At 65.1% G+C, this 12,891-nt stretch carries 10 protein-coding genes; 9 read left to right on the top strand and 1 reads right to left on the bottom strand.

The window, feature by feature from the left end:
- Positions 1 to 96 precede the first annotated feature (96 nt).
- Positions 97 to 1,500: a UDP-N-acetylmuramate--L-alanine ligase gene (gene murC / locus OCA5_RS13735; protein WP_013913284.1), complete on the top strand. Its 1,404-nt coding sequence runs from the start codon at positions 97 to 99 to the stop codon at positions 1,498 to 1,500.
- A 172-nt stretch (positions 1,501 to 1,672) separates the two neighbouring features.
- Complete coding sequence (gene murB, locus OCA5_RS13730; RefSeq protein ID WP_148261453.1) at positions 1,673 to 2,593, top strand: UDP-N-acetylmuramate dehydrogenase; 921 nt, start codon at positions 1,673 to 1,675, stop codon at positions 2,591 to 2,593.
- Positions 2,594 to 2,713: 120 nt separating this feature from the next.
- On the opposite strand, the gene OCA5_RS13725 is transcribed toward murB, so the two are convergent.
- Positions 2,714 to 3,490, bottom strand: coding sequence for a bestrophin-like domain (locus tag OCA5_RS13725; RefSeq protein WP_012562407.1), 777 nt, complete (start codon positions 3,488 to 3,490; stop codon positions 2,714 to 2,716).
- A gap of 165 nt (positions 3,491 to 3,655) precedes the next feature.
- On the opposite strand from OCA5_RS13725, the gene OCA5_RS13720 reads away from it, so the two are divergent.
- From OCA5_RS13720 to recN, 7 genes are all read left to right on the top strand, one after another.
- Positions 3,656 to 4,582 (top strand): D-alanine--D-alanine ligase, encoded by a 927-nt coding sequence (locus tag OCA5_RS13720; protein ID WP_012562408.1) that lies wholly within the window; start codon positions 3,656 to 3,658, stop codon positions 4,580 to 4,582.
- Positions 4,549 to 5,532, top strand: a complete 984-nt coding sequence (locus OCA5_RS13715) for a cell division protein FtsQ/DivIB (RefSeq protein WP_013913283.1) — start codon at positions 4,549 to 4,551, stop codon at positions 5,530 to 5,532. Before OCA5_RS13720 ends, OCA5_RS13715 begins: the two co-directional genes overlap by 34 nt.
- On the top strand, positions 5,529 to 6,851 hold the full coding sequence (gene ftsA / locus OCA5_RS13710; protein ID WP_012562410.1) for a cell division protein FtsA: 1,323 nt from the start codon (positions 5,529 to 5,531) through the stop codon (positions 6,849 to 6,851). The genes OCA5_RS13715 and ftsA overlap by 4 nt, the downstream gene beginning before the upstream one ends.
- 80 nt (positions 6,852 to 6,931) lie before the next feature.
- Entirely contained in the window at positions 6,932 to 8,686 is a 1,755-nt protein-coding gene (ftsZ, locus tag OCA5_RS13705) for a cell division protein FtsZ (protein ID WP_012562411.1), read from the top strand.
- A 408-nt stretch (positions 8,687 to 9,094) separates the two neighbouring features.
- On the top strand, positions 9,095 to 10,066 hold the full coding sequence (lpxC, locus tag OCA5_RS13700; RefSeq protein ID WP_012562412.1) for a UDP-3-O-acyl-N-acetylglucosamine deacetylase: 972 nt from the start codon (positions 9,095 to 9,097) through the stop codon (positions 10,064 to 10,066).
- A 224-nt stretch (positions 10,067 to 10,290) separates the two neighbouring features.
- Entirely contained in the window at positions 10,291 to 11,184 is an 894-nt protein-coding gene (locus OCA5_RS13695; RefSeq protein ID WP_013913282.1) for an outer membrane protein assembly factor BamD, read from the top strand.
- Between the two features lie 11 nt (positions 11,185 to 11,195).
- On the top strand, positions 11,196 to 12,875 hold the full coding sequence (gene recN / locus OCA5_RS13690) for a DNA repair protein RecN (protein WP_012562414.1): 1,680 nt from the start codon (positions 11,196 to 11,198) through the stop codon (positions 12,873 to 12,875).
- Positions 12,876 to 12,891: the final 16 nt, after the last annotated feature.

Genomic DNA, 12,891 nt, shown 5'->3' with positions numbered 1-12,891 from the left:
GCAACTCGGTATACCGAGTTGCTATGCATCCACGTCTGTTTGAAGAAAGTCGTGGATGCCCGGCACAAGGCCGGGCATGACGAGGATGAATCTTCCATGAGACTCCCGCGCGAGATCGGCCCCATTCATTTCGTCGGCATCGGCGGCATCGGCATGAGCGGCATCGCCGAAGTGCTCGGCAATCTCGGCTACACCGTGCAGGGCTCCGATATTTCCGAGAACGCCAACGTCGCGCGGCTGCGCGGCAAGGGCATCAAGGTGATGGTCGGCCACAAGGCCGAGAACGTCAACGGCGCGGATGTGCTCGTGGTCTCCACCGCGATCAAGCGCGACAATCCGGAATTGATGGCGGCACGCGCGCAGCGCATTCCGGTAGTGCGCCGCGCGGAAATGCTGGCCGAACTGATGCGGCTGAAAAGCTGCATCGCGATTGCCGGCACGCACGGCAAGACCACCACGACCTCGATGGTCGCGACGCTGCTCGATGCCGGTGCTCTCGATCCGACCGTCATCAATGGCGGCATCATCAATGCCTACGGCACCAACGCGCGGCTCGGCGAGGGCGAGTGGATGGTGGTCGAGGCCGACGAGAGCGACGGCACCTTCCTGAAGCTGCCGGTCGATGTGGCGATCGTCACCAATGTCGATCCGGAGCATCTCGATCACTTCAAGACCTTCGAGGCGGTGCAGGATGCGTTCCGGCATTTCGTCGAGGGCGTGCCGTTCTACGGCTTCGCGGTGATGTGCATCGATCACGCCGTGGTGCAGGCGCTGGTCGGCCGCATCGAGGATCGCCGCATCATCACGTACGGCGAGAACCCGCAGGCCGATGCGCGGCTCGTCGATCTGCAGCCGTTCCCCGGCGGTTCGAAATTCAAGGTGGAAGTGCGCCATCGCAAGGCGGGCGCGGCGCATGTCATTGCCGACCTCGTGCTGCCGATGCCGGGTCGCCACAACGCGCTCAACGCCACGGCGGCGATCGCGGTCGCGCACGAGATCGGCATGTCGGATGAAGCAATCCGCAAGGCGCTCGCGGGCTTCGGTGGCGTCAAGCGCCGCTTCACCCGCACCGGCGAATGGAACGGCGTCACCGTCATCGACGATTACGGCCATCATCCGGTGGAGATCGCGGCGGTGCTCAAAGCCGCGCGCGACACCGCGACAGGCCGGGTGATCGCGGTGGTGCAGCCGCATCGCTTCTCGCGGCTGCATACGTTGTTCGAGGAATTCTGCACCTGCTTCAACGATGCCGACACGGTGATCGTCGCCGACGTCTATCCGGCCGGCGAGGCGCCGATCCCGGGCATCGACCGCGATGCCTTCGTGCTCGGCCTGCGCGCGCACGGCCATCGCGAGGTGATCGCGCTCGAGAGCGCGGCGCAGCTCGCCTCCATCGTGCGTCGCATCGCGCAGCCGGGCGATTTCGTCGTCTGCCTCGGCGCGGGTAGCATTTCGCAATGGGCCTACGCGTTGCCGGGCGAACTGAAGGCGCTGGAATGATGGCGTTGCTTAGCCTGGCCCCCTCCCTGACCCTCTCCCGTAAACGGGGGAGGGGAAACAGAGCTGCGCAGTTTATCGCTGCTTGCGGCAGCGACGCTGGTTGGGAGATGCGTTCCACAGGCGCGATTTGCTCTCTCCCCCGCTTGCGGGGGAGAGGTGGAGAGGGGGCATGGTGAGCTTTCCCGACATCAGCGCCGACTTGAAATCCGCGATGCCCGAGTTGCGCGGCCGCGTGCTTGCGAACGAGCCGCTTGGCCCGCTGACATGGTTTCGTGTCGGCGGTCCGGCGCAGGTTCTGTTCACGCCCGTTGATGAAGACGATCTCGCTTATTTCCTCGCGCATCTGCCGGCGGACATTCCCGTTTATGTCATCGGCGTCGGTTCGAATCTGATCGTGCGCGATGGCGGTGTGGAAGGCGTCGTCATCCGTTTGTCGCCGCGCGGTTTCGGCACCATCGTGGCGGAAGGCGACACGGTGCGCGCGGGCACCGCTGCGCTCGACAAGCGCGTGGCGGAGGCGGCTGCAGCAGCAAATATCGGCGGACTCGAATTCTATTTCGGCATCCCGGGTTCGATCGGTGGTGCGCTGCGGATGAATGCGGGCGCGAACGGCGGCGAGACCAAGGACGTGCTGGTCGAGGCGCGCGGCGTCACGCGCGCGGGCGAGACCGTGACGTTCACCAACGCCGAGATGGGTTTCGTCTATCGCAGCCATGGCGTCGATCCCTCGATCATCTTCACCTCGGCGCTCTATCGCGGCACCCTCATGGAGCCGGAAAAAATCCGCGCGCGGATGAACGAGGTGCAGCAGCATCGCGAAACCGCGCAGCCGATCCGCGAGAAAACCGGCGGCTCCACGTTCAAGAACCCGCCGGGGCACAGCTCATGGAAACTCGTCGATGCGGCGGGGATGCGCGGCTTCCGCGTCGGCGGCGCGCAGGTCTCGGAGATGCACTGCAACTTTCTTATCAATACCGGCGATGCGACGGCCGCCGATATCGAGACGCTCGGTGAGACGGTACGTGACCGCGTGAAAGCCCATTCCGGCATTGAGCTGCAATGGGAGATCAAGCGGATCGGCGTGGCGGGCTGACGCGATTGTTATGAGACGGCTGGTCCGTCATGCGCGGACTTGATCCGTGCATCCATCTCAAAAAAAGATGGATTGCCGGGTCGAGCCCGGCAATGACGCTTGGTTGTTTCAACTAGTACTTCACACCCCGCCCAATGCCCGCAGCGCCTCGAGCGGGCCGGGCGAGAGGCGGAAGGCGCCGAAGAATGGATATTCCTGCAGCGCGACGAGGCCGAGCGTGACCACGGCTGCGGTGGCGAACACCAAAAGCGCCGCGGTCAATGCGCGCGGCCGTTCGAGATGCACGAGCGCGATCGAGATTTCCGTAATCAGGCCGAGCACGATCACTACGATCCATTTCAGATCGTTGGTGTGATCGGAAGCAATCGCAAGGCGCTCGGTGCGCGCATTGCCCGCGCGCACCGCTGCATTGAGAAGGGCGGCGTGAACCGCATTGCCGGAGGAGCGCGCGATGCTGGGATCGCTGATCTTGCGCAGCAGTTCGTCATAGGCGGCCGAGGTGCGGGGCGAGCCGTGGCCCTCCGCCATCGCCGGCCATTCGTCGGTGACGACCGATCCGACATAGGTTTTCAGCGCCTCGCGGATCGCGGCCATATCGGCGACGGCCGCAACGCTCAAGGTGTGGACGTTGCGCAATTCGCCCGCCTCGGTCTGTATCGCGCGGTTCGCCTGCCGGCCGCGGTCGCCGATGTCATTGGCGAGGAAGCCCACGAGCAGCGCGAACAGGATCGCTGAGGCGTTGAAGAACGGCGCGACGATGCCGTTCAGCGATTGCATGAAGCGGCCGCAGGGCGGACGGAAGGTCATCGCGCGCAGAAGAAGCGCGATGCCGAAATAGAGCGCGCCAAGTGTGAGGAAAATTCCGAACGGGGAAAGTTCGAGCCAGGCTCTGATCATAGCGAGGGCCGTTTCTTGAAGACGCGGAGAACGCGAGATCGCACGATGGAATCGTTTTGCCGACCCTACAGGCAGAAGGCGGCGGCGCGAACCCCTCCCGCGGAGTGCGGCCCCTTGGTGGAGGGCGCAAATCGGCGTAGGTAGGGCAAATCCTGAGGAGTCGCGATGACAGCCCTTCAACACGTTGCCGTCCTGATGGGCGGATGGTCTTCCGAACGCGAGGTCTCGCTGCGCTCGGGCGCGGCCTGCGCCGCGGCGCTGGAGCGCAAGGGCTATCGCGTGACGCGCATCGACGTGCAGCGCGACATCGCAACCGTTCTGCAAAATCTCAAGCCGGACGTCGCGCTGGTGATGCTGCATGGAAAGCCGGGCGAGGACGGCACCATTCAGGGCGTGCTGGAAACGCTCGGCATTCCCTACAGCCATTCCGGCGTGCTCTCGTCCTCGCTTGCGATGCGCAAGGACCTCGCCAAGACGGTGATGGCGACCGCGGGCGTGCCGGTCGCGGAAGGCCTGACGCTGACGCGCGCGGAAATTGCGAAGGCGCATGTGATGGCGCCGCCTTACGTCATCAAACCGGTGGCGGACGGCTCGAGCGTCGGGGTTTTCATCGTCACCGAGGATCAGGCCCACCCGCCGCAGGAGCTTTTCCGGGACGACTGGCCTCACGGCGAGGAGCTTCTGGTCGAAAAATACATCGCCGGGCGTGAACTCACCTGCGCCGTCATCAAGGGCGAGGCGAGCGACGTGATCGAGATCGTTCCTCTGTTAAAATTTTATGATTACGAGGCAAAGTATTCAAAAGGCGCGTCAAAACACGTTCTGCCCGCACCTGTTTTACCATTTGTTTACCAGGAAGTCCGAAGGTTGACGCTGGCCGCGCATGGGGCGCTTGGCTGTCGGGGAGTAAGTCGGGCGGATTTCCGTTACGACGATCGCATCGAGGGGACGGGTGGTCTCGTCTGTCTCGAGGTGAATACCCAACCCGGCATGACCGAGACGTCACTTGTTCCAGAGCTTGCAGGATATGCGGGCGTTGCATTTGACGAGTTGGTTCAATGGATGGTGGAGGACGCCTCTCTCGATCGGTGAGACAGACGCAATCGCGTTCTGCCCCGACCCGGAAGGCTGCCCCGGTCACATCCCGCTCTAGCTCCAACCCCTCGACGCGCCGCTACGTCTTCGAGCCTGAGCGCGAGGACAACCCCAACGGATTTTTCGCGAAACTCGAGCGCCGCCTGCCGCGCGGCCTCGGTGTTGCCGCGACGGTTGCACTGCTGATCGGCGCTGGCACGCTCGGCGTCATCAAGGGCGGGCACGGCGACAATGTCGTCAGTGCGTTCCAGGATACCCGCAACGCGCTCGCCAACGCCGTTGGCTTCCGAATCACCTCGGTCGCGATCTCCGGCCGCAAGCAGCTCACGCAAGACGAAGTGCTCGCGGTGGGTGGCGTCAATGGCCGTTCCTCGCTGCTGTTTCTCGATGCCGCCTCGGTGCGCGACCGCCTGAAGGGTGATCCGTGGATTGCCGATGCGACCGTGCAGAAGCTCTATCCCGGTCATCTCCAGATCGATCTTGTCGAGCGCAAGCCCTATGCGCTGTGGCAGCTCGACGGCCGCCTCTCGGTGATCGCCGAGGACGGCACCGTGCTCGAGCCTTACGTCGCGAATCGCTTCAGCCTGCTGCCGCTTGTGGTCGGCAAGGGCGCCGAGACCCGCGCCCACGCGTTCCTCGATGTGCTCGCGAACTATCCGAACATTCGCAACCAGACCCGCGCCGTGATTCTCGTCGGCGAGCGGCGCTGGAACCTGCGCCTGACCAACGGGCTCGACGTCCGTCTGCCGGAAGAGGGCGTCGAGACGGCGCTTGCCACGCTCATCAAACTTGACGGCGAGGAGCAGCTTCTGTCGCGCGACATCACCTCGGTCGATATGCGGCTTCCCGACCGGCTGATCGTTCGGCTGTCGGAAGATGCAGCCAAGGCGCGCGCCGATGCGCTCGCAGCCGCGAGCAAGCAGAAGCGCAAGGCGGGTGACGCATGAGCGGTTTCGCCCACGAGTGGACTCCGAAGACCCGCCAGGTGCCGCCGAACAAGACGGCGCTGGTGGCGGCGCTCGACGTCGGCTCCAGCAAGATCGCCTGTCTGATCGCGCGGCTGAAGCCGTGCCTGCCGAGCGAAACGCTGCGCGGGCGCAGCCATGCGATCGAACTGATCGGCATGAGCCACATCCAGTCCCGCGGCATCAAGGCGGGTGCGGTTTCCGACCTCAGCGAGTGCGAGCATGCGGTTCGCCATGCGGTGGCGCTGGCCGAGCGGATGGCGCGGGTTCGCGTCGAATCAGTTTTGCTGTCGATGGCTTCGGGCCGCCTCAGCGGTCATCTGATGGAAGCCGCCGCGGAATTGCGCCAGGGCGCGGTGACGCAGACCGATATCGACCGGATCGTCAGCGCCGGCGTGCATCATGCGGCCGGGGAAGGGCGAACCGTGCTGCACACCCTGCCGGTTGGCTATTCGCTCGACGGCGTGAAGGGCGTGCGTGATCCGCGCGGCATGGTCGCGCGCCATTTCGGCGTCGATATGAACGTCGTCACGGCCGACGTGTCGGCGGCGCGCAACCTGATGCTGGTTGTCGAACGCTGCCACCTCAACGTCGAGGCGATGGCGGCGGCGCCTTATGTGGCGGGTCTTGCGGTGCTGACCGATGACGAAGCCGATCTCGGCGCTGCTGTGATCGACATGGGCGCCGGCACCACGACGATCGCGACCTATTCGGGCGGGCAGTTCGTGCACGCCTCGGGCTTCGCGCTCGGTGGCCATCACGTCACCATGGATCTCGCCCGCGGACTTGGGGTCTGCGTTGCGGATGCCGAGCGAATCAAGACGTTATATGGCACGGTGCTGACTGGCGGCATCGACGCGCGCGAGACTCTGAGTGTTCCGGCCGCGGACGATTACGAGCGCGAGGCGCCGCAGGTTGTCACCCGCGCCACGATCGCGAACATCGTCCGGGAGCGGGTCGAGGAGATTTTCGAGATGATCCGCGACCGTCTGGCCAAATCGCCGTTTGCAAGCGAGCCGCGCGCGCAGATCGTGCTGACCGGCGGTGCTGCGCAACTCACCGGATTGCCTGACCTCGCAAGCCGCATCCTCGGCCGCCCTGTGCGCATCGGCCGCCCGCTCGGCTTCGGCCGGATGCCCGGCGAGGCGAAGGGCGCGTCCTTCGCAGTGCCTGCGGGCCTTCTCGTTTATCCGCAATTCGCACAACTCGAATACACCGAACCGCGGACCACGCGGCACCTTATGACAGGGACCAACGGCTATTTCGGAAAGGTCGGACGATGGCTTCGCGAGGGCTTCTGATGACACCGAACGACTTCATTCCATCAACGTCTTCGGCGCTGCGCCGAAGTGACAGCGCGCACGCGTAACGAGAGGCAAGCATGACCATCAATCTTCAGAAACCCGACATTCGCGAGCTGAAGCCGCGCATCACTGTGTTCGGTGTCGGCGGGGCGGGCGGCAACGCCGTCAACAACATGATTACGGCTGGCCTCGAGGGCGTCGACTTCGTCGTCGCCAACACCGACGCGCAGGCGCTGACGATGTCGAAGGCCGAGCGCCTCGTGCAGATGGGCACGCAGGTCACGCAGGGTCTCGGCGCAGGCTCCCAGCCGGACGTCGGCGCAGCCGCCGCGCAGGAAGTGATCGACGAGATCAAGGATTACCTCTCGGGTGCGAACATGGTGTTCGTCACCGCCGGCATGGGCGGCGGCACCGGCACCGGCGCAGCGCCTGTGATCGCGGCCACCGCGCGCGAGATGGGCATCCTCACCGTCGGCGTTGTCACCAAGCCGTTCCACTTCGAGGGCCAGCGCCGGATGCGCACGGCGGAATCCGGCATCATCGAATTGCAGAAGGTGGTCGACACCCTTCTCATCATCCCGAACCAGAACCTGTTCCGGGTCGCCAACGAAAAGACCACCTTCGCCGACGCCTTCGCGATGGCCGACCAGGTGCTCTATTCCGGCGTCGCCTGCATCACCGACCTGATGGTCAAGGAAGGCCTCATCAACCTCGACTTCGCCGACGTGCGCGCGGTGATGAAGGAGATGGGCAAGGCGATGATGGGCACCGGCGAATCGACAGGCGAGAAGCGGGCGCTTGCCGCCGCCGAAGCCGCGATCGCCAACCCGCTGATCGACGATTCCTCGATGAAGGGCGCGCGCGGCCTTCTGGTCTCGATCACCGGCGGCAAGGACCTCACCCTGTTCGAAGTCGACGAAGCTGCGACCCGCATCCGCGAGGAAGTCGATGCCGACGCCAACATCATCGTCGGCGCGACCTTCGACGAGGCGCTCGACGGCCTGATCCGCGTGTCGGTGGTGGCCACCGGCATCGACAAGGATGTCGAAGCCCGCGCGACTACGCCGGCTGCCGCGCCTGCGGCTGCTCCGATCGGCAACCCCGAGAATCGTTTGGCCGAGCTCACCGCGCGGCTGCGTGCCGACAACCTGCGCGTCGCCGAGCGGATGCAGAAGCTCGAGACCGCTCCGGCTCATGCCGCACCCGCACCGGGCCGCGCCACCGCCGAGCAGATCGACCGCGCCGCACTCGCCGCGATTGCCGAAGCCGTCTCGCCCGCGCCGCCGGCCGCACCCGCGGCTGCGTCCTACGGCGATGTCAGCATTCGCCCGATCCCGCCGAAGCCCTCGCTGTTTCCTGAGAAGCAAGAGCCGATGGAACTGAACGAGCCGGCTCCTGCGGCTGCGTTCATTCCCCCGTCGGCCGAGCGAGTGCCGATGCGTGCGCCGCGGATGCCGAACTTCGACGAACTGCCGGTGCCGGCTCAGAACGAGATCCGCAAGGCACGCGGCGACCTCAACGAGGAGCATCCGCAGAAGACCCGCACCTCGCTGTTGCAGCGCCTCGCCAATGTCGGTCTCGGCCGTCGCGATGAAGATCGCGAAGCGCCGATCGCGGCCCGCGCGTCCGGCCCGGCCATGCCGCAGATGCCGCCCATGCCCGAGCGCAAGCCGCAGCGTCCGAATCCGGCGAATATGGGCGAGCCGGTGTCCGAGTACGGCCGCCGCCCCGCGCCCCAGGGCCTCGACCAGCACGGCCGTCCGGCACAGGCTCCGGCCTCTGTGGATGACCACCTCGATATCCCGGCCTTTCTGCGTCGGCAGGCCAACTGAGGTCTGTAACAATTGCTCTCAAAGCGCCCCGGTCATCCGCCGGGGCGCTTTCATTTTGGATGGCCTGATTGGAACTCTCAAAGCTCTCCGGATTCCTCACAGGATTTTGATTCTTAAGGAAAAAATCCCGTGATCGGAGCACTTTTCAAAAGCCCACGGCGGCACCGATTATGGCGAGATCGGGTGCGAGATGCGGCGCCTTTGGGGTAACAATCGGTAAACAACCGTGAGTGGCGCTGCTCGTATGAGCGAGTATGGTCCTTCTCACGTTGGGGGGACCTTCGGGAATCACTGGTCAGTTTCTGACCGCCATGTCGTGAAATCGCTCCGCTTTCTTTGGTGCTCGATGTCGCACATGAGCTCTCGATATGAGCTTTCCGGGGTCTGTTGAAGTTAGGTAAGGCGGGGATGAAATTCAGCCGGCAAAAGACGCTCCGTTCGCACGTCTCGTTGACAGGCGTCGGAGTTCATTCGGGAGCTGACGTCCACCTCACCCTTGGACCGGCGAACGTCGATGCCGGTTTTGTTTTCATTCGCACTGAAGCCGACGGCACCGAGCGCAAGGTCCGCGCGCAGGCAGCTTCCGTTTCCGCCACCGCTTTCGCGACTGTGCTTGGCGACAAGAATGGCGCCGTGGTTTCCACCGCCGAGCATGTGCTTGCCGCGCTGCGCGGCATGGGCGTGGATAACGCCACCATCGAGATCGATGGGCCCGAAATTCCGATCATGGATGGTAGCGCCGCGGCCTTCGTCGCGGCGATTGACCGTGCGGGGGTTGTCGAGCAGTCCGCTCCCCGCCGCTACATTGAAGTTCTGAAGCCGGTTGAAGTGACGCTCGGCCGCTCCGTCGGCGAACTGCGGCCTTATGCCGGCGGCTTCCGCGCCGAAGTCGAAATCGATTTCGCCAATCCGCTGATCGGCCGTCAGGCTTACCAGCTTGATCTGACCCCCGAGACCTTCCGCCGTGACATCGCCCGCGCCCGCACCTTCGGCTGCATGAAGGACGTCGCCGAGCTGTGGAAGGCTGGTTACGCCCGCGGCGCGTCGTTCGAGAATTCCGTGGTGTTCGATGAGGACCGCGTCCTCAACGCCGAGGGCCTGCGTTACGCCGACGAGTGCGTGCGCCACAAGGTGCTCGACGTGGTGGGCGATCTCGCGCTCGCCGGTCTGCCGCTGATGGGCCTCTATCGCTCGGTTCGTGGCGGCCACAAGCTCAACCATGCGGTGCTGACCGCTTTGATGGCCGACCGCCATGCCTGGCGTGTGGTCGAGGTCGAGCCGGTTGCAGCCCGCCGTGCCCGCGCCTCGGTCTCCGACGCCGTGGGCGGCATGCTGGGCGGCGGTATCGTCGCCCCGGCGTTTGCGCCCGACGTGTCCTGACGCCGCTGCCGGCGTCTTCTGCCTTTTGCCAAGATGCCCAAAGGCCTGTGAGCACTGCCTTATTGCAGGCGAAATGTCTCCCTATCCGGTTGGTCGAGAACGCGGTTTCGGCTACATAGGCCGGCAAGAACGGCCAGAGGGTGGTCAAGAGGTTCCGGCGCGGCCGGGCAGGCTGTCGGTCCGGCTCTTTCATCCAGGTTTTGCACTCAGGTCTTGCGACACACATGACGACGCCTCAGCGCCATTTGCCCAAGCAGCCTCTTTTCGCCCGGATGGCTCGCCAGCTTTGCCTTGCCCTTGGCGTCATCACGCTTGCGGCGCCGCTCGGCGGCTGCGGTACCGGCAACCTGTGGGACAAATTCTTCGCCAAGGACGAGACGTTCGTCGATCAGCCCGCCGACAAGCTCTACAACGAAGGCCTCTACCTTCTGAACGAGAAGAAGGACCGCAAGGGCGCGCTGAAGAAGTTCGAGGAAGTCGACCGCCAGCACCCGTATTCCGACTGGGCGCGCAAATCGCTCCTGATGTCGGCCTACGCCGCCTACGAGAGCGGCGACTATGACGAGTGCATCGCCTCCGCCAACCGCTACATCAGCCTGCATCCCGGCAGCCCGGATGCGGCCTATGCGCAGTATCTCGTCGCGGTGTCGCACTACGACCAGATCCCGGACGTGAGCCGCGACCAGACCCGCACCGAGAAGGCCATCGCCTCGCTGGAAGAAGTGGTGCGCAAATATCCGAACTCGGAATACGCCACCACCGCCAAGAAGAAGATCGAAGGCGCGCGCGACCAGCTTGCCGGCCGCGAGATGACCATCGGCCGCTACTACATGGAGAAGCGCGACTACACCGGCGCGATCAACCGCTTCAAGGTGGTGGTGACGCAGTATCAGACCACCCGCCATGTCGAGGAAGCGCTGGCCCGCCTGACCGAGGCCTATATGGCGATCGGCGTGGTGAGTGAGGCGCAGACCGCCGCCGCCGTGCTTGGCCACAACTTTCCGGACAGCCGCTGGTACAAGGACGCCTACAATCTTGTAAGGTCGGGTGGCGTCGAGCCCCGCGAGAATCAGGGCTCCTACATCAGCAAGGCCTTCAAGAAGCTGGGCCTCGGATAGGAATTCACGGCATGTTGGCCCGCCTTTCGATCCGTGACATCGTCCTGATCGAGCGGCTCGATATCGATTTCGCCAAGGGGCTTGCCGTGCTGACCGGCGAGACCGGCGCAGGCAAATCCATTCTTCTGGATGCATTCGCGCTGGCGCTCGGCGGGCGCGGCGACGCGAGCCTCGTGCGCCACGGCGCCGAGCAGGGGCAGGTGACGGCAGCCTTCGACCTGCCGAAGAAACACCCGGCGTTTGCGATCCTGCGCGAGAACGGCCTCGACGATCCGGGCTCGGGCGAGATGATTCTGCGCCGTGTGCAGTTTGCCGACGGCCGCACCCGCGCCTTCCTCAACGACCAGCCGGTCAGCATCCAGACATTGAAGGCGATCGGCGGGACGCTGGTCGAAATTCACGGCCAGCATGACGAGCGCGCGCTGGTTGACGCCGCGACGCATCGCCAATTGCTCGATGCCTTTGCAGGGCTCGAAGACAGTGTCGGCAAGGTCGAGGCGCTGTGGGATGCGCGCCGCACCGCGCGCGAGGCGCTGGAAGAGCATCGTGCCGGGATGGAGCGCGCTGCGCGTGACGCGGACTATCTGCGCCATGCCTCCGAGGAGTTGATGAAGCTCGCGCCGGAGGAGGGCGAGGAGACGCACTTGGCCTCGCGCCGCACCACGATGATGCAGGGGGAGAAGGTGGCCGAGGATCTGCGCGAGGCATTGGCCGCCGTCGCAGGACCGCAATCGCCGGTGACGTCATTAGCTGCGGCCGTCCGCCGGCTGGAGCGACGGGCCGCGAGTGCGCCGGCGCTGGTCGAGGGCGCGGTGCGGGCGATGGATGCCGCGCTCAACTCACTCGCCGAGGCCGAGCAAAACCTGTCCGCCGCGATCGATGCGGCCGATTACGATCCGAATGAGCTGGAACGCATCGAGGAACGGCTGTTCGCGCTGCGCGCCGCCTCGCGCAAATACGGCACGCCGGTCGATGATCTCGCCGCGCTGGCACAAAAATTCAAGGACGATGTCGGGCTGATCGATGCCGGCGCCGAGAAGTTGACCGGTCTGGAAAAGGCCGCGAATGCAGCCGACGCCGCCTATCTCGACGCCGCGAAAAAACTCTCGGCCGCGCGCGCCAAGGCGGCGGAGAAACTGAACAAGGCCGTCAACGCCGAGCTTCCACCGCTCAAGCTCGAGCGCGCGAAATTCTCCACGCAAATCGAAAGCGAGCTGCAATCGCCCGGGCCGCAAGGCTTCGACCGCGTGCAGTTCTGGGTGCAGACCAATCCCGGCACCAAGCCTGGGCCATTGATGAAGGTGGCGTCGGGCGGCGAACTCTCGCGCTTCCTGCTCGCGCTGAAAGTGGTGTTGTCGGATCGCGGCTCCGCGCCGACGCTCGTGTTCGACGAGATCGATACCGGTGTCGGCGGCGCGGTGGCGGATGCGATCGGCGCCCGGCTGGCGCGGCTGGCCGACAAGGTGCAGGTGATGGCGGTGACGCATGCGCCGCAGGTGGCCGCGCGTGCGGACCAGCATCTGCTGATTTCCAAGGAGGCACTCGACAAGGGCAAGCGCGTCGCCACCCGCGTCGCGCCGCTCGTGAAGGAGAACCGCCGCGAGGAGATCGCTCGTATGCTGGCCGGCGCGGAGATCACCCGCGAGGCCCGCGCTGCGGCGGAACAGTTGCTGAAAGCCGCAACGGCGTAGTCATTCTGGGGCGCTT

This window comes from Afipia carboxidovorans OM5 (assembly GCF_000218565.1).
Lineage (GTDB): Bacteria > Pseudomonadota > Alphaproteobacteria > Rhizobiales > Xanthobacteraceae > Afipia > Afipia carboxidovorans.
Note: the sequence above shows the minus strand (reverse complement) of the source record. Positions and strands in the feature narration are given on the sequence as shown.